Annotated in this window: 19 protein-coding genes; 8 read left to right on the top strand and 11 right to left on the bottom strand. The window is 46.5% G+C overall.

Features of this window, described 5'->3' with window-relative positions; translation table 11 throughout:
- Window positions 1-23: 23 nt before the first annotated feature.
- The gene (locus tag EK374_RS19105; RefSeq protein WP_127026119.1) at window positions 24-677 is read right to left on the bottom strand and encodes a DsbA family oxidoreductase; all 654 of its coding nucleotides are present in this window, start codon (window positions 675-677) and stop codon (window positions 24-26) included.
- Here EK374_RS19105 and EK374_RS19100 point away from each other — a divergent pair.
- The gene (locus EK374_RS19100) at window positions 676-858 is read left to right on the top strand and encodes a hypothetical protein (protein WP_127026118.1); all 183 of its coding nucleotides are present in this window, start codon (window positions 676-678) and stop codon (window positions 856-858) included. The genes EK374_RS19105 and EK374_RS19100 overlap by 2 nt on opposite strands.
- Here EK374_RS19100 and EK374_RS19095 read toward each other — a convergent pair.
- Window positions 842-1,393, bottom strand: a complete 552-nt coding sequence (locus EK374_RS19095; protein WP_164731916.1) for a porin family protein — start codon at window positions 1,391-1,393, stop codon at window positions 842-844. The two genes, EK374_RS19100 and EK374_RS19095, sit on opposite strands and share 17 nt — an antisense overlap.
- Window positions 1,394-1,512: 119 nt before the next feature.
- A complete protein-coding gene (locus EK374_RS19090) occupies window positions 1,513-2,076 on the bottom strand; it encodes a hypothetical protein (RefSeq protein WP_127026116.1) in 564 nt (187 codons plus the stop codon).
- 127 nt (window positions 2,077-2,203) lie between these two features.
- On the opposite strand from EK374_RS19090, the gene EK374_RS19085 reads away from it, so the two are divergent.
- Window positions 2,204-2,395: an alternative ribosome-rescue factor A gene (locus EK374_RS19085; RefSeq protein ID WP_127026115.1), complete on the top strand. Its 192-nt coding sequence runs from the start codon at window positions 2,204-2,206 to the stop codon at window positions 2,393-2,395.
- Here the strand turns inward: EK374_RS19085 and EK374_RS19080 are convergent.
- Window positions 2,392-2,589, bottom strand: a complete 198-nt coding sequence (locus EK374_RS19080; RefSeq protein ID WP_127026114.1) for a hypothetical protein — start codon at window positions 2,587-2,589, stop codon at window positions 2,392-2,394. The genes EK374_RS19085 and EK374_RS19080 overlap by 4 nt on opposite strands.
- A 353-nt stretch (window positions 2,590-2,942) precedes the next feature.
- On the opposite strand from EK374_RS19080, the gene EK374_RS19075 reads away from it, so the two are divergent.
- The 4 genes from EK374_RS19075 (at window position 2,943) to EK374_RS19060 (ending at window position 6,936) form a co-directional block, all read left to right on the top strand.
- On the top strand, window positions 2,943-5,558 hold the full coding sequence (locus EK374_RS19075; RefSeq protein WP_127026113.1) for a TonB-dependent receptor plug domain-containing protein: 2,616 nt from the start codon (window positions 2,943-2,945) through the stop codon (window positions 5,556-5,558).
- A gap of 145 nt (window positions 5,559-5,703) precedes the next feature.
- Window positions 5,704-5,952 carry a hypothetical protein gene (locus EK374_RS19070; RefSeq protein WP_127026112.1) on the top strand — a complete coding sequence of 83 codons (249 nt, stop codon included), beginning with the start codon at window positions 5,704-5,706 and terminating at the stop codon, window positions 5,950-5,952.
- 17 nt (window positions 5,953-5,969) lie between these two features.
- Window positions 5,970-6,242 (top strand): cell division protein ZapA, encoded by a 273-nt coding sequence (locus tag EK374_RS19065; RefSeq protein ID WP_206099243.1) that lies wholly within the window; start codon window positions 5,970-5,972, stop codon window positions 6,240-6,242.
- A gap of 127 nt (window positions 6,243-6,369) precedes the next feature.
- Window positions 6,370-6,936: a GNA1162 family protein gene (locus tag EK374_RS19060; RefSeq protein WP_127026110.1), complete on the top strand. Its 567-nt coding sequence runs from the start codon at window positions 6,370-6,372 to the stop codon at window positions 6,934-6,936.
- A 1-nt stretch (window position 6,937) separates the two neighbouring features.
- Here the strand turns inward: EK374_RS19060 and EK374_RS19055 are convergent, their stop codons facing one another.
- The 6 genes from EK374_RS19055 to EK374_RS19030 all read right to left on the bottom strand — a co-directional run bounded on the left by EK374_RS19055 (window position 6,938) and on the right by EK374_RS19030 (window position 15,638).
- Window positions 6,938-7,477, bottom strand: a complete 540-nt coding sequence (locus EK374_RS19055; RefSeq protein ID WP_127026109.1) for a hypothetical protein — start codon at window positions 7,475-7,477, stop codon at window positions 6,938-6,940.
- 65 nt (window positions 7,478-7,542) lie between these two features.
- Window positions 7,543-9,471, bottom strand: a complete 1,929-nt coding sequence (locus EK374_RS19050) for a S9 family peptidase (protein WP_127026108.1) — start codon at window positions 9,469-9,471, stop codon at window positions 7,543-7,545.
- A gap of 115 nt (window positions 9,472-9,586) precedes the next feature.
- Window positions 9,587-10,567, bottom strand: a complete 981-nt coding sequence (locus tag EK374_RS19045; RefSeq protein WP_127026107.1) for a response regulator — start codon at window positions 10,565-10,567, stop codon at window positions 9,587-9,589.
- Window positions 10,567-13,884 carry an MHYT domain-containing protein gene (locus EK374_RS19040; protein ID WP_127026106.1) on the bottom strand — a complete coding sequence of 1,106 codons (3,318 nt, stop codon included), beginning with the start codon at window positions 13,882-13,884 and terminating at the stop codon, window positions 10,567-10,569. Before EK374_RS19040 ends, EK374_RS19045 begins: the two co-directional genes overlap by 1 nt.
- Window positions 13,885-13,908: 24 nt before the next feature.
- The gene (locus EK374_RS19035) at window positions 13,909-15,078 is read right to left on the bottom strand and encodes a dipeptidase (protein WP_127026105.1); all 1,170 of its coding nucleotides are present in this window, start codon (window positions 15,076-15,078) and stop codon (window positions 13,909-13,911) included.
- Window positions 15,079-15,254: 176 nt separating this feature from the next.
- Window positions 15,255-15,638: a DUF1294 domain-containing protein gene (locus tag EK374_RS19030; protein WP_127026104.1), complete on the bottom strand. Its 384-nt coding sequence runs from the start codon at window positions 15,636-15,638 to the stop codon at window positions 15,255-15,257.
- Between the two features lie 82 nt (window positions 15,639-15,720).
- On the opposite strand from EK374_RS19030, the gene EK374_RS19025 reads away from it, so the two are divergent.
- Both EK374_RS19025 and EK374_RS19020 read left to right on the top strand, forming a co-directional pair.
- Complete coding sequence (locus EK374_RS19025; protein WP_233280286.1) at window positions 15,721-16,149, top strand: cupin domain-containing protein; 429 nt, start codon at window positions 15,721-15,723, stop codon at window positions 16,147-16,149.
- Window positions 16,150-16,485, top strand: coding sequence for a YceK/YidQ family lipoprotein (locus tag EK374_RS19020; protein WP_127026103.1), 336 nt, complete (start codon window positions 16,150-16,152; stop codon window positions 16,483-16,485).
- Here the strand turns inward: EK374_RS19020 and yjeH are convergent.
- Window positions 16,469-17,713: an L-methionine/branched-chain amino acid transporter gene (yjeH, locus tag EK374_RS19015; RefSeq protein ID WP_127026102.1), complete on the bottom strand. Its 1,245-nt coding sequence runs from the start codon at window positions 17,711-17,713 to the stop codon at window positions 16,469-16,471. The genes EK374_RS19020 and yjeH overlap by 17 nt on opposite strands.
- Between the last annotated feature and the right edge of the window lie 134 nt (window positions 17,714-17,847).

The following is a 17,847-nucleotide window of genomic DNA, read 5'->3' as shown; positions in this document are numbered from 1 at the left end:
ACCTTATAGTTTAAATGAAGCTGTTATTCGGTAGTCATTTCATCGGCAATTTGCAACAGACTAGCTGCTAAAGTGGCTGGGTCTTGTGCACCGGAAATTAAGTAACGTTGATTGATGACAAAAGCAGGAACTGAACTGATACCTGCCTGCTGATACTGCGCCTCTTCGGTGCGTACTTCATCAATAAATTGTTGTGATTGCAGTACTTTTAGCGCTTCATCCGCATTAAGTCCGGCTTTTTCTGCGCATTTTTGCAGAACTTCAGCTTTGGATACATCTTCGGCAAAACCAAAGTAGGCTTCAAATAAGGCCTGTTTCATCGCTGTTTGTTTATCAAAGCCTGCAGCCCATTTCACCAAACGGTGCGCGTCAAAAGTATTGCAGGTAAAGCGTTGCTGCATTTTTTCAAAATTCAGCCCAAGATCAGTGGCCACCTTGATCATCGAGTCCTGATTCGCGCGCATCTCTGCTTCGCTGCGGCCATATTTTTTGCTCAACGCAGGCAAAATAGCTTCAGGGATCAGGTTTGGATCAGGGTTTAATTCAAAGGCACGCCACTGAATGCTGACGCTGACTTTATCTTTTATGCTGTGCATGGCTTGTTCTAAGCGCGCATAACCTATGGCGCACCAGGGGCAGGCGATATCGGAGACTAAATCTATATGCAGGTTTTTCATGACAGATCCTGGCTTGGGTGAGTTTTGTTGGATCTGGTTACGTGAATGCAGAATATCAATGCCGGAACGGTTTTTTGTTGTGGTGAAAGCTGCAAGTCTGATAGGGAACAACCAACCGGCTTCAGGCCCGGCTGGTTGTGATAAAACACCAACAGTAGTTCAGTTTAAAAACGATAATTGACGCCAGCGCTGATGCTGTTCACATCCAGATCATCTTCATCATCTCCCAACTCTGGTAAGACGGCGTATTCAAAGTTGACGCTAAAATTGGAAGTAATGCGAAGCTCAGCACCTGCGCCATAAATCAGACCATCTTCGCTGTGGCTGTCGTTCAGATTGCCGTCTTCATCATTGATCTTGATGTCGTATTTGGTTTTATTAAAACCAGCTATACCGTAAACAGATAAGGTTTCCAGCACTGGCCAGGACGCTTTGCCTAACACTGAATAGCTATTATCTATACCTATTTTAACGCGGGTGAGTTCCCCAAAGTACTCTTCATCCTGCACTCCAACGCCTAAGCGGCCTTCGATGGCAAAGATGTCATTAAACTTATAACCAGCCACTCCAGAGACCAAACCGAAATCCCAGTCGGCACCATCAACACTTTGTTGGCTGTACTGAGCACCAAAATAGAGAGGCTGGTCAGCCTGAGCCGAAAATACTGCCATTGAACAGCCTAAACCCATCAATGCTACTGCGATTTTTTTTAACATATTTTTCCTTAAACAGTCTGAGAGAGCAGCCAGGCCTGGAAGCATGGCTGGTGTCCTTGAAGTGGACTAAAGGTAATTTATGTTAAGTATTGTGAATATAAGATTAACGAAATTGCAGGTTAACAGCTCTGATCACTGTCTGTCAGGCTGACACTGGCATCATCCAGATTAATTTTTATTACTCCGGCTGGGCGGATTGGAAGATAAAAATCACGCTGCAGCAGATAGGGAGATTTTTCAAAACAGCGCCATTGCACAGAGCTCACTGAACGAAATAACTTTTCCAATTGCTGCCGGCTATAAAAGGAACTCAGGCCAAAGCTTTGCAGCACAGAGCCATCCGCTTTGTATAGCACAACCACGTCGCCATGCCCTGAGCTGTACCAATTATCCAGAGTGATCAATTCACCCTGATTACTGACATAGATAAACAACGGAGATACTTTGTTTTGTAAAGACAGTTGTTGATAAGGTTGATAGCTACCTTGGTTATCCCAGCGGAAAAAACTGGCTGTGGCAAAATGAGGCTGATTACTGGCATCTCTGTTGGGTAAAACACCTGGTTCAACCCTCACCAGTACCGACGCGTCTGCGCTTAAAGCGGCCATAGCTTCAGGAGGAGCCCAGCTGTCAGCATTTAAGCTAAAACTGAGCAGTAAAAACAGCGGCGCTATAAACTTCATTTGAGTTGTCCGGCTTTGGCAAGGTACTTCATCATAAAACAGATCCAGCTCAAATAAATCTGTAGTGGCAATTTACTCAGATGTAATTTAGCTCTACACTTTGCGCGTTTTTTACACAGGAGGCCTTATGGCAAAAAAATCAACGGCTGAGCATGGCCGCGGCGAAATCCGGGATAATGCACTCAAAGCTTTAGTGACCAGCAAGTTATTTCAAATGCAGGTGGTAAAAGCGAAAAAAGGCAAAGGCTCTTACAGCCGCCAGAAGTTTAAACAAGGGCAGAAGCGTGATGATTCTGCCCTTTTTGTTTGCAGCATTTAACCCTGTTTTCCAAAGTGTTCACTCTGTTTTTCTTCTTTTTTAAAACCTTCGCTATATAAAATCTCTACACATATATCCATATGGAATAAGAAGTCAGAAAAAATCACTTTTGCTTTGGTGAGGATTTCAGTATTATGCGCGCAACCATCTGGACGTCTAAATGTTTGTATGTTTTTCGGTCTGCTGTTATGCACTTCACTCTTCCATAGTCGGAGTATGACTGTCAGATCCATTATTGAGCTGTAATTCAGGCAAATCAGTCCGCTGAATGCCGGGTTTGTTGTAAAGGTAAAATCCTATGTTCACTGTTTCACTTCGCTTCTGTGTCTTGTTTGCCACTGCACTGCTGCGTTGTTGTCGAATGCCTCATTGTTCAGCCCGTCTTTTGATGTGCTGCTAAGTCTTATGCGCTCTTGCCACTGCTTATCAGTCGCACACAGCGCTGCGGTATAACCGCTTTATTCAATTTTCTATAAAAAATTAATTTGACTGACTGCTCAGGCGTTTAATCCGCCATGGCACAGCTTTATCCAATTTTGAGGTCTTTATGTTAAAAACAACTGGTTCTGGCTTTGCGCCTAAGCTTAGCCTGCTGGCTTTGGCTGTCTCTGTTTTTGTGCCCGTGCTGGCAGATGAAAGCAAAGTGGAACGTATTCAGGTGACAGGTTCCTTGATTAAAAGAGTGCAGCAGGAAAATGCCACGCCTTTGCTGCAAGTCACGGCTGAAGATATTAAAGTCAGCGGCAAAGTCACCTTGACCGATGTGTTACGCGATTTAACGGTCAATTCAGGCAATAGCTTTGACGAACAATACACAGGTAGCTTCTCTGCAGGTTCGGCGTCCATCGGCTTACGGGGTTTAAGCCCAAAAAACACCCTGGTGCTGGTGAATGGCCAGCGTGTCTCTAACTATGGTTTTGCACTGAATACCCAGGATACTTTTGTTGATTTAAATGCGTTACCGTTAAGCGCAGTAGCAAGGATTGAAGTATTAAAAGATGGTGCATCTGCTGTGTATGGCTCCGACGCCATAGCTGGTGTGGTGAACATTATTCTGAAAAAGAATGTGCAGGACACAGAAATAAAAGCCTCTACCGGCGCTGCCACTCAGGGTGGTTTAGAGCAACGGGCTTTGGGTCTGGTCAGTGGCACAGGTGATTTAAATCTGGACGGTTACAACCTGAGTTTAACTCTGGATTGGTTTGACCGTGAACGGCTGGATGCCAGTGACAGGGACTTACTTAGCAGTGGCGACTTCCGTCATTTACCAGGCGGAAAGTTATCCGGCTGGAGCAGTCAGGGTGCCAACAGCTTACAAAACCCATCTTCACCAGCAGCTTTTGCAAATTGCCCTGCAGGTGCAGTGAAGCGAGCATGGACTGATTTTACACCGGGTCGTACCGGTGAGGTTTGTGCGTTTAACGCTCAGCCTTTTAATACCTTACAACCTGAAGTAACCCGTCGTCAGGCCTCCTTGCAAGGTACCTATCAGTTGTCAGATAAACTTCAAGCCAGCACTGAAGTGCTGTACAGCTATAACGACTCGGCAATGATTTTTGGCGCCCCCTTAACTGTTGGTGCGGGTTTACGGGCTTATGATCCAGTCAACAGCACTTTGACCGATATCACGGTGGCATTGCCTGTTGGACATCCGGACAATCCAACCAATGCTGCCTTACCTTTTGAATACACACTGTTTGACTTAGGTCCACGCCTGAAAGAAAACAAACAAATCTTCAGCCGGGTGCTGGCAGGTCTACGTTATCAGGGCGATGAATGGGATTTACAGTTGAATGCGCTGCAATCGAGCAGTCATCAGCGTGAATATGTAGATAACTTCGTTGACCGTTTTGCCTTTGAGCAAGCCTTACAGGATGGCAGTTACCGTTTTGATGGCCGTGAAAATTCGGCTGATGTGTTGGATGAGTTGCGCCTGCAAACCCGCCGTCCCGGCACTTATCATTTAAGCTCTGTCAATGCCAGTGCTAGCACAGTGTTGACCGAGCTTGAGCATGGCCCACTTGCCTTTGCCGCTGGTGTGGATTTACGCCGCGAAAAAATGGATGCTGGTACTTCGCCTGAAGTCTTGTCCGGCACCGAGCTGCGTCCTGCAATTAATTTGGTCAAAGGTGAGCGTGAAATTAAAGCGGCTTTTGCGGAGTTCAGTATTCCGTTGCTGCAGGATTTAACCGCCAGTGTTGCAGGCCGGTCTGATCATTACGATGATTTTGGTAATGCCTTTTCACCCAAAGTAGGAGTGCATTATGTGCTGGCCGAAGACTGGTTAGTACGGGCGTCCTGGTCCAAAGGCTTCCGTGCCCCTTCTTTGCCTGAAATTGCCAACAGCAACACCATCAGTTATGGCACTGTGATTGACCCGAATGACCCTGTTGAACCTGGTGCGCGTCGTGGTTTTACCCAGCTACGTACCGGTAATCCGGAGCTACAGCCTGAGCGGTCAAAAAACCTCAATACAGGTGTGATTTGGTCCTTTACTCAACAAGGAAGTATTGGCGTGGACTGGTTCCGGATTGAGCAGGAGCAGATTATAGGGGCCGATAACGCCCAGTTTATTGTTAATAATCCGGCTTTATATGCCGACCGTATAAAGCGTGATGCACAGGGCCGATTACAAATTGTCAGTAATCAATACAACAATCAGGGCAGCAGAACCACTTCAGGTATAGATGTTGATTTTAACTACAGATGGGATTTGGCTTCAGGTCAGTCGCTGGCGTTTAAATCAGTCTGGTCACGTTTAATCAGCTACAAACAAGCCTTAGTGGCAGGGCAGGCCGAAATTAACGGTGCCGGAAACAACCAGTTTGGTGCTTTACCCCAATGGAAAAACAGCACCAGTCTGAATTGGTCTGTGGCAGACTGGCGCAGCAGTCTGATCAGCAGCTACAGCAGCAGTTATGAGCAAAAAGTTGCAACCCAAAGCAGCAACCCTGGTCTGCAGGCAAAAGTGGCCAGTTACACTCAACTTGATGCTCAGGTTAGTTATCTGGGGCTGAGCAATACTGAGCTGGCTTTATCCATCGGTAACTTAACAGACAGAGACCCACCTTTTGACCCGGCCGCTGGTGGCGATTACTTTGATACCAGTTTGTACAACCATAAAGGTCGCACCTGGACCTTAAGTGCCAGTTATCAGTTCTAATTATTGCTAAAAACCTCAGGGGCTGTATCATGCAGCCCTTTATTTGTAAGGCGTGTTCAGCCAGGGTTCAAGCCATCAGCTTTACTCTCTGTTTCGCGTATTTATCCACTCTATTTTCAACCCACTAATGCATTAAGGGAATTTTATGTTTGAAGCCGAATTCAGCAAGTTAGAGCAGTTAATTCAACAATTAATTTCACAAAACCAGCAACTGACAGCACAAGTACAAGAACTGGGTCAAAAAGAACAGCAGTTGCAACAGGAACTGAAAAAAAGCGCAGATCAGCTGGAAACTTTACAGTTACATGCCATGGAGTCTGACGACCAGAAGCAAAGGGCACAGCAAAAACTACAGCAACTGACCCAATTGTTTGAACAGCAATTGTCTGCCTGAACATGCTGAAGCAGCCATTGGCGGTTGAACAGAAAGTAGTGATAGCCGGTCGTGAGTACTGGCTACGCTGCGCTGTAAAAGAACAGGCCGAGCTACAGGAAGCTGCGCGGTTGCTGAACGGTAAAATTGCACAAGTGAGGCAGGGGGCTGGTCATTTGTCGATGGAACAAAGCATAGTGCTGGCGGCTTTAAGTTTAGGCCAGCAATTGGTGGTCCAGCAAAGTCCGCAATTAGATGAATGTCAGCAGCGCCTTACACAGTTAATCAGATTAATTGACACACAAAATTAAATAGTTAACTTTTATTTAACTGTTAAGTTTTGGTTCAGCTGGCTCAGCCAAAATGAATGTTAGACGTCAAGCCGGTGTGTAACAGGCACGACAGAACTTTTATTGATGACTGAGAAGGAAGGAACCGATGAAACAACTAAAAGCCTGGCTTGGTGCCACTTTGGCTCTGGTGCTGGTAAGTGCCTGTAGTTCAACAGCTGATCATCAGCAAAAGTACGCTCAGCTGTATAAAGAAACACCGAAGAAACTGATGATAGTGGTGCACGGTGGAGAAGCCGTGCCTGCTGAACTGATACAGGCTTTTAATAAAGAAGTTCCGGATATTGTCGCAGAGCATGGCTTTGAGATTATCGATGCGCAGCAGCGTCAACTGACTGAAATACCGGCATTAACTGATGTAGATGCGGTTCTGTATGTTGATGTTCAGCGTTGGAATCAGGATTACTTAGCTGTGATTGCCGCTGAATCTGTGTTGGAGCTTGAGTTTAAACTGGTGTCGACTAAATCAGATCAGGAGCTGTGGAGCCATCAGGACAAATACACAAAAACCCATTTGTTTCTGGGTGGCGATGCACTGTCTGAACTGATCCATCGTGCATTTTTTGAAGCCTCTACGGCTTATGAAAACCGTGCCAATGTCGTGACCAAACAAGCTTTTTCAGACTTCCCTGATGTACTGGCGGCTAATCGTTAACTTATTTACAAGGCTGGCTTTTACTGTTGATATCGCAAACATGGATTTTGATGGTGTAGTCCAACCATAAATCCCATTCGGTTTGCAAAGGTAAGCTGCGCCAGACTTTGTTAAAGACATAAAGCGACTCTTTTCCTGCAATGGATTTATGCAGAATTTTGGAATAAGCGCCGCTTTTGCTTTTACATTCAGACACCCAGACCAAAGCCGGATATCCATTCACCGGCTCTTTGCTTAAGATTTGACTGTCAAACAACTCGTCACAGTTACGTTGGCCTTGTTGATCATCAATAGTTTTGGTTTTCATCAGGTCGCTGTTAGGCTGCTGCTCAAATACAAAACTCTGTACATAGTTTTCTGAATCAACAGCTTGCCAGCGCATTTCTGTGACATTATTTCTGTCATTTGGATTGCTTTGAGTCACAGTCCATTCGCCTTCGGGCAAAGGCATTGGTTGCTGCAATCGCTCTGTGTAGCGTGGCATAGCGCAGGCGGTTAATAACAAACCGCTGATCAAAACAAAGCCGGAGTAGGTTTTCATAAGACTCAAATTATTTCGCGTTAACGGGAGCGCAGTCTGATCTGAGCTCCCTGCCTAGTTAAATGCTACAGGTATTTTTGTAAAAAGGCTAAATAAGCCTCTTGCGCCTTAATACGATTTTCCTTTTTCATAAAGCCGTGGCCTTCGTCCGGGAATAACACGTACTCAACTGGCACATTCTGAGCGCGGATAGCCGCCACCATTTCATCACTTTCAACCTGCAGTACCCGAGGATCGTTGGCGCCTTGCACCACCAGCACTGGTTTTTTCACCTTATCACCGTGGAACACAGGAGAAATGCGGCGTAAACGTTCGCCGTCTTTAGCCGGGTCGCCCAGTTCAGCATACAATGACTCTCGGAACGATTCCCACCAGGCTGGAATACTTTCTAAAGTACGAACCCAGTTGGTGACACCAAAAATATTAATGCCCACTTTAAACTCATCAGTAAACGCCATAGCCGCCATCGTCAGGTAACCACCATAGCTGCCGCCCATCACGCCAATACGATCAGCCGCCACCCAGTCCAGCGATTGCAGGTATTTTTTACCATACACAATGTCCTGCAAATCGTCTTCGCCGTGTTTTAAATCATCCAAATGGAAGAAGGTTTTTCCATAACCACTGGAGCCTCTGTTATTGACAGCTAACACCGCATAACCCTGATTCACCAGATGCTGAATCGCCGGGCTGTAGCCGGTACGCGACTGACCACCAGGGCCACCGTGGATCCAGATTAAGGCCGGCACTTTAGCCGAGCTGCTGGCCTGTTTCGGCTTATACAACAGCGCTGGTATAGCTAAATCGTCAAAGCTTGGGTAACGCACTACTTCACTGCTCACCAGCACACTTTCGTCCAGCGCTTTATCCAGCGCCTGAGTTAAACGTTCTGCTTTGGTTTCAGATAATTTCCAGACAAATAAGTTAGAAGGGCTATTGTCGGCGTTGACGTAAAAGCTTAAGTACTGGCTGTCAGCTGAAAAGGTAACGCCACGTAAATCACCAGCTGGTAATTCCGGCAGTTGCAGGGCTTTGCCGGTCGCTTGTTCTGTGATGCTGATTTTGGTGGAAGCGTCGGCATTTACGGCTTCTACTTTGTATTTATTATCTTTGCTAAAGCCAATGTACATAATGTCCCAGTCGGCTTTGCTGTATGGCTGCACCGCTTTTTCAGCGATGTTGTAGGCAAAGGCTTCACTGAATTCTGATTTTTCGTCAGAGCCAAAAATCAGCTGGTTATTGTCGCGGCTAAAACCATAAACCCCATGCGATACATTGCCTTGGTGTGGGGTGATATGCACTGGTGTTTTGTCGGCGCTTTGCAAATCGACTAAATACAAATTGTTATCGGCATTGGTGCGTTCTTTGGATAAAGCGATATAACGGCCATTGTCACTTAAAGCGCCAATGTCATAGCCTTCGTTATTCTGATACATCAAAGTCCGTTGGTAGGTACTGCTGTCGTAGCTGTATAAGTCGAAGAACTTAGGTTCACGCTCGTTGCTCATTACCCAGAATTTATTGTCGTCAGTCCAGCCAATAAACTCGGCTTTGTGTTTATCACCCGGGGTTAAGTCTTTGACTGAGCCATCCAATTCACGCACGTAGACATGGTGTAACTCGTTGCCGCCCTGATCGGCGCTGTAGAGTACGCGATCGTCTTGCGGAAACCAGTCAATAGGTAAAATAGATTCAGTGGTGGAGCTGGTCAAAGGTGTCCAGGTTTTACCGTCCAAGCTGACTTTATATAGGTTAAATACACCTGTTTCATCGGATGCCACCAAAAGCGCATCGGCTTTGTGGTTAATTTTATTGCCCATATAGGACTTGGTGGCATAAAACTGAGTGGGAGTATAGCTAGGAATGGCCGCGGCTTTTGTTTCCACCGCAGTTGCTTCAACTGCGGCACTAGTGTCGGTTTTTGGGGTTTTATCGCAAGCGCTGAGCAGCAAAGTGCCAGTCAGCAGCGCCAGATAGAGTGGGGTGGGCTTCATACAAAATCCTTGTTATTGATCTGATTTGATACCAGAGCTGCCTGTACTGCCTGTAGGTCAGAATTCTGGAGTGCCTCACCAATCTACGGCATCAAAGCTACAGATTCAAGGCTGGTTATTCCGCCCAGCGTTGTTTAATTTCAAGGATTTGTTGCAGGTTTTCATCCAGCAGATCCACCAGTCGAGGTTCAAAATGCAGGCCTTTCTGCTGATGGATATGCTGCAGTGTTTCTTCAATGCTCCAGGCTTGTTTGTAAGGCCGGGCGCTGGTTAAGGCATCAAATACATCGGATAACGCCACAATACGGGCTTCGATAGGGATTTGTTCGCCTGACAGACCAAAAGGGTAACCTGAGCCGTCCCATTTTTCGTGGTGATACAAAGCCACTGCTTTGGCCATTTTTAACAAATCAGATTCACAATCACCGATGATCTCAGCCCCTATCAGTGGGTGCTTTTGCATCTCTTGGTATTCTTCGGCTGTCAGTTTGCCTGGTTTGAGTAAAATGCTGTCGGCTATGCCTATTTTGCCTATGTCGTGCATAGGGGCTGCATGTAACAAGTCTTCGGCTTTTTGTTCGCTAAAACCATAAGCCAAGGCCAAGACCTGAGCATAGTGGCTCATCCGCATCACATGTAAGCCTGTTTCATTATCTTTGTATTCAGCAGCCCGGCCTAAACGCTGTATCACTTGCAGCCTGGTTTGTTTCAGCTCCTGCGCCTGTACCAAAGACAAATGAGTTTTGACGCGAGCCCGCACTACGGCCGGGCTGATAGGTTTTGTAATGTAATCCACAGCGCCCACTTCAAAACCTTTGGTTTCATCCATCTCATCTTTTAAAGCGGTCACGAATATAACCGGAATAGCTCTGGTCAGAGGATTGGCTTTTAACTGGGCACAAACGTCGAAGCCGGTTAAACCTGGCATCATCACATCCAGCAGTATTAAATCCGGTTGTTCCTTTTGTACCAGTTGCAAAGCTTCTTCACCGCTTTTGGCAAATAACAACCTGTAGTGTTCCTGCAGCACAGTGCGCAATACTCGTAAGTTAGTGGGTTCATCATCCACCAGTAACAGGCTTTGTTTTTCTGTCATCAGAGTGATTCTCCACCCAGCTTTTGCTGCAATTGTTCCAGCAGTTGCAGCGCCAGGTTAAAGTCAAAATCGTTCACGGCATCCAGTAATTTCATCAGAGTGGGTTGATGTTCGCCGCTGTAGTGAGACAATTGTTCTATCCCTTGATCGTCCAGTTCATGTCGCAGTAAAGATTCTTGTAATGCAGTTAACGCAATGCGCAGTTGCTGATCATCCAGATGATAGGCCTGACCTTGTTGCGCTTCTGGTAGTTCAGACTGCAGTTTTTGGTATTCGGTTTCAAATTTTGGCCAGCATCCGAGAATTTTTTGCAGTAATTCAGTGGCTCTTTGCTGTTGTTGTTGCCGTGCCGCTTGTTCCAGTTCTGCGCATACTTTGCTCAGCGGTTCCAAGCCAAGGTTGGCGCTGACTCCTTTAATGGCATGAGCCTGCTGTTGCACGGCCTGGTAGTCTCCACTCGTTAACTGATCGGCAGCCAGCAGTAAGCTCTGTTTTTGCTGCAGCAAAAAGGTTTCCAGTTGCGGCAGATAGGTATGCAAATTTCCCCAGAGTTGCAGTGCTTTTGGCAGATTCACTAATTGATCAGAGGGGGTTGTTTGTACCTGAAGTGACAATGGTTCCCGAACTTCAATTTGTAGCACTTGGGCGATTTCAAAACACAAAGCTGCAAAATCTATAGGTTTGCTGGCAAAACCCTGCATACCCGCTTCTTTCGCAGCGGATTTGTCCTCATCCAGCACACTGGCTGTTAAGGCGATGATAGGTAACAGATCTTTATGGTGTTGCAATTCCCACTGACGTATCTGTTGGCAGGCTTTCAGTCCGTCCAGATTTGGCATCTGTATATCCATCAGCACCAGGTCAAATTGCTGGTGCTGTACCGCCTGAACGGCTTCGATACCATCAGTGACAGCTATGATCTGGTGGCCAGCGCGTTGTAACAGTAGTTTCAGTAGTTCAAGATTTTGTGGAATATCGTCGGCAATCAATATGTTCAGAGCAGGCAAAGCGGGAACATAACCTTGTTGTGGCGCCACTATAGCTTTGCCTTCTTTGAGTGGCAGACTGAATTCAAAACAACTGCCCACGCCTTCGGTGCTTTGTACTGTGATTTGCCCACCCATCAGTTCGACCAGTTGTTTACTGATCGTCGTGCCCAGGCCTGTGCCGCCAAAACGACGACTCATGGATGCATCGGCCTGAGTAAAGGCGTCAAAAATTAAGGGTAAACGGTCGGCGGCTATACCTATGCCCGTGTCCTCAATACTGAATGTAACCTGATGTGCTTCAGGTTTCACCCGAACCAGTACCGAGCCCTGATCGGTAAATTTTATTGCATTGCCAATCAGATTCGTCAGCACCTGGCGCAACCGATCTGGCGCGCCGTAATAAAACTCACCCAGTTGAGGGTCGAGTTCAAGTTTCAGCTCCAGTTGTTTTTTCCGGGCCTGGATCCACAAAGTAGAGACCACAGCGTCCAGCACTGCAGGCAGAGAAAAATTCTGTAATTCCAGCTCCAGTTTGCCTTTTTCCAGCTTAGCACTGTCGAGAATATCGTTTAGTAAATGCAATAACGAATGAGCTGAACCATGAATAGTGGCCAGATGTTTTTTCTGCTCAGCGGATAACTCTGAGCTTAATAACAGGTCGCTAAAACCTATAATGGCGTTCATTGGCGTGCGGATTTCATGGCTCATATTGGCTAAAAATGCGCTGCGGCTTTCTGCGGCCAACTCGGCTTTGTTTTTCGCCTCCAGCAACTCAACTTCCATTTGTTTGCGCTGGCTGATATCCATTAAAAATCCGTCCAGCCAAACAATATCGCCTTGTGCCGACTTAATGGCTTCGCCATATTCCAACATCCAACGCACTGAACCATCTCTGTGCAAGATGCGGTACTCCAGACTGAAATGCTCCTGATACAAGTCAAGCTGAGTGGTGGTGCTCTTGTCGTCCGGGTGTACTAAGTCGGACCAACTGCGTTTGGCAGAGGGCAGCATAAAGTCACTGGCTGGGTAACCGGACAATGTTTCAATGGCGTCGCTGATAAACACCATATCCCAGTTTTCGTTATAGAGGCAGCGATAGGCGGCTCCGGGAATGTTGCCAATTAAGGAGCGGAATTTTTCTTCGTTATCTTTCAGCGCTTGTTCCATCTGCAGGCGGCTGCTTATGTCGGTAATAAAAGCGACAAAAATATCTTCATCCGGTAATTTGGCATGACCTATCGCCAGTCGTACTGGTACAACATGACCATTTTTATGCACTGCCTCTACATCACGGCCTACACCGATAATTTTGGCGTCGCCTGTGCTCAAGTAGTTGTGTAAGTAGGAGTCGTGATCAGGACGAATGGTCAGAGGGGTCAGGATATTGACGTTTTTATGTAGCAACTCCGCCTGAGTCCAGCCAACAATTTTCTCCGCCGCTTTGTTCATGCCCTGGATCAAACCTTGAGCATTGATTGTCACAATGCCGTCTACCGCTGTATCCATCATGGCCAACAAACGGCTTTCGCTGGCTTTAGCTAAAGCACTGGCATCACGGTATTTCAACAACAGGTTAATGGCTATGACTAAACTGCTGATCATCAGAGTGGTAAAAGTGATCGCCATAGCGAGCTCTTGGGGGATTTCAGCGGACTGATTGTCAGGTTGAAAACCTGGCGGTGGAACAAAACGTGCTGCGGCCATTCCTGTGTAATGCATGCCGCTGATGGCAGCGCCCATCACCAGGCTACTCAACAGTGTCAGCCAATGGGGAGCCAGATTAAAACGCTTTAAGCCGAAGCGGATCCAAAGCGCAACAATAGCAAGTACCACGGCCACCAGGATAGACAGCAAAAACATCGACAAGTCATAACGCAAAGCAACAGACATTTGCATGGCGGCCATACCGCTGTAATGCATAGTGCCTATGCCTGCGCCCATCAATAGCCCACCCAGCAACAGCTGAGGCAGGCTGATGTGTTTTTTACTGATAAGATCCAATGCCACCCAGGAGGCAGCTATGCTGGGCAGCATGGATAATGCGGTAATACCGAAGTGATAACTGACATCTGTGCATAAGGCAAAAGCCAGCATGCCAATAAAATGCATAGACCAGACACCACCGCCAAGTGCGATACTGCCACTGCCCAGCATCATCAGGCGCAGCGAGTTTTTGCTGACACTGATGGCCTGAGCCGTGACCTGCATTGCCATGGCCGAGGCAAAGACAGCAATTAAAAACGACAACAGCACTAAACTGAGATCGTAGCTGCCGGATAACAGCAATGGATCGGCTGGGTGTTCGAACAACTGACGTAACCAATCCATTACTTTTACCTCTACTACTTTAATTTAGTGTTTAGCGGCATAGTCCTCTACTGCACGCCAAACTCTTAGTGTATTACCTGACAAGACTTTTTCAATTTCCTGCTCTGTGTAACCACGCTCTAATAAGCCACGGATCAGGTTAGGGTACATAGAGACATCTTTTAACTCTTCAGGTAAGGAATCGCCCACACCGTCAAAGTCAGAGCCTATGCCGACATAATCTATACCGACCAGCTTTTTCACATAGTCGATATGATCCAGCACCTTAGCTAAAGAGGCAAATGGATAGGGGTTTTTCTTTTTATATTCTGCGGTAAAAGCGTCTTTGTCGGTCTGGCCTGAGGCTTTAAAAGCGCCATCTCGCTGTAAACCCCACTGATTCGCTGCTGAAACGACAAAAGCTGAACCGAAGTTAATTTGGATCACACCGCCATTTTTCGCCAGGGCTTTGATCATCTTGTCGTCCATATTGCGTTCAAAACCTGGTACAAAAGCCCGTAATGAAGAGTGGGAGGCAATGACTGGTACTTTACTGATGGCAACGGCCTGATAAAAAGCGTCATCAGACACATGAGAAATATCAATCATGATGCCTGTGTCATTCATGGCTTTAATTAGTTCTTTACCAAAAGGGCTTAAACCTTTCCACTGGCGGCGTAAATCATAGCTGGAGTCGGCTATATGGTTACTTTCGGAGTGGGCTAAGGTGATGTAACGAATACCACGGTCATAAAAGTGCTGCAGGTTTTCCAGTTTGCCTTCGATAGGAGTACCGTTTTCCATACCCAGTGCCAGCGAGATTTTGCCTTCTTTAAAGTGTTTGGCTAAATCAGCACTGCTGTAGGCCATAGCAAATTTATCCGGTGCCCGGCCCACTAAAGCTTCCATATTGTCGATTAGCTGGTTCGCCAGCAAATAACCGCCGCCTTTTTTCTCGTAAGAAGACGGAATATAAATCGACATAAAAGGTGCATTTAAACCACCGGCTTTGGCGCGTGGATAGTCAAATTCCCCTCTTTTGGTGGCTTTGGTCACATCTTCCCAGTCGTCATGTAAGCGGTAAGGGACGTCAATGTGAGTGTCGATAATCAGCTGGCTTTGAGCAATTTTATTGGCTTGCTGGCTAAAGTCTGCGGCCTGAGCCTGCAAACCCAAAGCGGCGATTAAACTGATGGATAATAGAGAAAAGCGCATAGATCCCTCGATAGTTCTGGCTGGAAAATACCCTTGGTATTTGTTGTCGTATTGCTACGCCAATTACTTTGGGTTTGTACCGCTGTCTTTTTGTGCTGCAACGGTTTTTCCTTAATCTATCGCGCTTTTTTGCTGGGGTATAGAGCAAGTCTTGTTTCTGGTCGCAGTTTTTACCCTTATGGCAGCAACCAGCCGGAGATCCACAGGCTATAGCAGGCGGAGGTGTTTAGTAGTGCCGTCAGCCAGAACAGTAACTGAAAGCTGACTTTACGGTTTTTGTGCCGAAACCAATGCTGAGCCACAAAAGCTGCTGGCCAACCACCAGCTAAGCCCAACAATAATAAGGTACTTTCCTGAGTGCGCCAGGCTTGTTGTTCAGCCGCTTTTTTATCACGCCAGTAACCAAACAAAGTCACAGCGTTGATGAGCAAAAACAAATACTTCAGCCAGGCCGGTACTAATAGTTGCCAGTCCAGATACAGCAGCCACAGGGTTAACAGCGCAAAAAGGCCACTACTGAATTTTAAACTGAAACGAAAAGTACTGGTGTCCGGTTGCATGGGCTGATCCTTAAAAGGCGTTTGATTGGGTTTCAGAACAAAGACGTTATGAAGCCGTTTAGTCTAAAGAATACTAGCTGAAATGCGGCTGAACCAGAGTGCTTTCTTATTGTTTTTTCTGGAGATATGTTTTACCGCTACTAGACTTGATTCTATCCATCCCTTATTGGAAAAACTTATGAATCACGTCATTGCTGTGAGCTGCATTTTGTTTTTGTCATTCAGATCTTCCTTATCTGCTATTGAAACAAGCGAAGCAGTAAAGGTGACGCAGGTATTAAAAACCAGCCAAAGCTGGGATGGAGTTTTATTAAACTATCCGCAAGGTCAGTTGGAAATTAGGTTAAGAAATGGTAAAAAGAATGTGGTTAGGGCGGGTGATGCTTTAGCTGAAGTGGTTAATACCGCTCATAGCGGTAAAAATATTGGCACAGAACCTGTGTTGTTGCTGATTTTTTATGCCGGGGCCGTAGGGCAGGCTAATTCAGCGTCGTTAATGGAAGGAAACTAAATGCGGCAAACAATCAACTATCTCAGCTTGTTACCTCTGGTTTTAGTCTTAACTGGTTGTGGTACTTTTCAGACTTTGGCTCCTGAAAAAGGCAAAGTGAAAATCAGTTATAACGACAAAAAGAGTTATTGTCAGTCTATTCCCCGTATTTACAGTGGAGTCGCACATAACTTTTGTCTGATGTATGGTGAACCAAGCAAAACCAGTTACACAGCTGCTGCGGATTTACCTGTTTGGGCCATAGATACCATGCTTTGCGCCGTTACTGACACCTTAGCTTTGCCTTACACTGTGACACGTCAGATCAAAGACGGCCCACTTAAAGTGGTACGCTAAACCGTTGTTTTTTCTGCTGTAGATAAAGCAGTGGCCAGATAAGCACAATCAAAAGCAGGGCGTACAGCATATGTTCTGCTATAGCCACCGCCAGCAGCAGGCACAAAGCTAAACTGATCAGACTTACTGCTTTATAGCGACCTGGCAGCAGCCTGTAAGCCGCTGCCATACTGACCAGATAAATCACTACAAAGACTCCGTTGACCCAACTGATTAAATCCTCCAGTTGCTGGCCGCTGAACCAGGTCAGTAACAACACTGCCGCCATAGCGCTGATAATGGCAGTTAAAGCGCGTTGAGGGATCTGATGAGCGTTTTTCTGCTGAAAAAAAGCAGGAGTAATGCCTTGTTCACTAAAGCTGGCCAAAGAGCGGGCCACACTGGCGGTGTAGACATTGACTGTCGCTATGCCACTGCAAAAGCCTAAGATTCCAAGCACCAGCTCGCCATAACCCCCTAACAACTGATTAAAAACGCCAATCATAGCCAGCGGATTGCCTGCTCCCATCACCAGCACTAAGTAACTACAGGCGATATAAATAGCGCCAACCACCAGACATCCGCGAAAAAGCGCAGGTAATAAATCTTTGCTGGCATCTCTGAAATCATGGGCCAGATGAGTCATGGCTTCAATACCTAAAAAACTCCAGAAGGCGATAGCACAAGCTGCAGCCAAAGCGCTGCCATTAAAAGCAGGCAAAGGGGGCTGTTGCAGGCTTTGCGGTTGCAGCAAGCCAAAGGCCAGTAATAACAACAGTACCACCGCAATAATCAGTAGTGTTAAACCAAACTGCAGGCGGGCCGAAAGCTGTAAACCACGATAATTCAGCAGCCATATTAAGCCCAGCAGGCTTAATTCAACCGGCAAGCGCCATTGCTGGGCTTGAGGTAATAAAGGCGCAATAAATTCAAAAGTAATCATCAAGGCTGCGGATGCACCAAGTGGCACTACCAGCAAAAACATCAGGCCAAGAATTCGCCCTGTCAGTTCACCAAAAGCTAAAGCTGCAAAGTGTGCAGGCCCTGTAGCATGAGGAAAACGGCTGGCCAGCAAACCAAAAGTAAAAGCCAGCGGTAATACAGCGAGGGTGAGTATCAGCCAGGCCAGCAAAGCCCAAGGGCCAGCGACAGAGACTGTCATCTGCGGCAGAATAAATACTCCGGTGCCCAGTAAAGTGGTGGCCATTAGTGCCGCACCTTGCCAACGTCCTATTCCTTTGTGTGACATAGTTTTTCTCTTCGATTAGGGCTGGTGATATTCTAATAAAAGCCAAGGCGACAAACTGTAGTTTTCTGCCGTGAAAACGCAGGTCTATCAATAAAAACAGAGTCTATGCAGCGGCTGCATGAAATTCGCGAGTT

Origin of the sequence: Rheinheimera mangrovi (assembly GCF_003990335.1) — a bacterium.
In the GTDB taxonomy this organism is placed as follows: Bacteria; Pseudomonadota; Gammaproteobacteria; order Enterobacterales; family Alteromonadaceae; genus Pararheinheimera; species Pararheinheimera mangrovi.
This window is presented reverse-complemented; position numbering and strand designations above follow the sequence as displayed.

Bases quoted from the DNA above. Each gene is read 5' to 3' on its own strand.
- EK374_RS19100 (WP_127026118.1), top strand. From the start codon at position 676: ATGACAGATCCTGGCTTGGGTGAGTTTTGTTGGATCTGGTTACGTGAA.
- EK374_RS19105 (WP_127026119.1), bottom strand. From the start codon at position 677: ATGAAAAACCTGCATATAGATTTAGTCTCCGATATCGCCTGCCCCTGG.
- EK374_RS19095 (WP_164731916.1), bottom strand. From the start codon at position 1,393: ATGTTAAAAAAAATCGCAGTAGCATTGATGGGTTTAGGCTGTTCAATG.
- EK374_RS19090 (WP_127026116.1), bottom strand. From the start codon at position 2,076: ATGAAGTTTATAGCGCCGCTGTTTTTACTGCTCAGTTTTAGCTTAAAT.
- EK374_RS19085 (WP_127026115.1), top strand. From the start codon at position 2,204: ATGGCAAAAAAATCAACGGCTGAGCATGGCCGCGGCGAAATCCGGGAT.
- EK374_RS19075 (WP_127026113.1), top strand. From the start codon at position 2,943: ATGTTAAAAACAACTGGTTCTGGCTTTGCGCCTAAGCTTAGCCTGCTG.
- EK374_RS19070 (WP_127026112.1), top strand. From the start codon at position 5,704: ATGTTTGAAGCCGAATTCAGCAAGTTAGAGCAGTTAATTCAACAATTA.
- EK374_RS19060 (WP_127026110.1), top strand. From the start codon at position 6,370: ATGAAACAACTAAAAGCCTGGCTTGGTGCCACTTTGGCTCTGGTGCTG.
- EK374_RS19055 (WP_127026109.1), bottom strand. From the start codon at position 7,477: ATGAAAACCTACTCCGGCTTTGTTTTGATCAGCGGTTTGTTATTAACC.
- EK374_RS19050 (WP_127026108.1), bottom strand. From the start codon at position 9,471: ATGAAGCCCACCCCACTCTATCTGGCGCTGCTGACTGGCACTTTGCTG.
- EK374_RS19045 (WP_127026107.1), bottom strand. From the start codon at position 10,567: ATGACAGAAAAACAAAGCCTGTTACTGGTGGATGATGAACCCACTAAC.
- EK374_RS19040 (WP_127026106.1), bottom strand. From the start codon at position 13,884: ATGGATTGGTTACGTCAGTTGTTCGAACACCCAGCCGATCCATTGCTG.
- EK374_RS19035 (WP_127026105.1), bottom strand. From the start codon at position 15,078: ATGCGCTTTTCTCTATTATCCATCAGTTTAATCGCCGCTTTGGGTTTG.
- EK374_RS19030 (WP_127026104.1), bottom strand. From the start codon at position 15,638: ATGCAACCGGACACCAGTACTTTTCGTTTCAGTTTAAAATTCAGTAGT.
- EK374_RS19025 (WP_233280286.1), top strand. From the start codon at position 15,721: ATGCGGCTGAACCAGAGTGCTTTCTTATTGTTTTTTCTGGAGATATGT.
- EK374_RS19020 (WP_127026103.1), top strand. From the start codon at position 16,150: ATGCGGCAAACAATCAACTATCTCAGCTTGTTACCTCTGGTTTTAGTC.
- yjeH (WP_127026102.1), bottom strand. From the start codon at position 17,713: ATGTCACACAAAGGAATAGGACGTTGGCAAGGTGCGGCACTAATGGCC.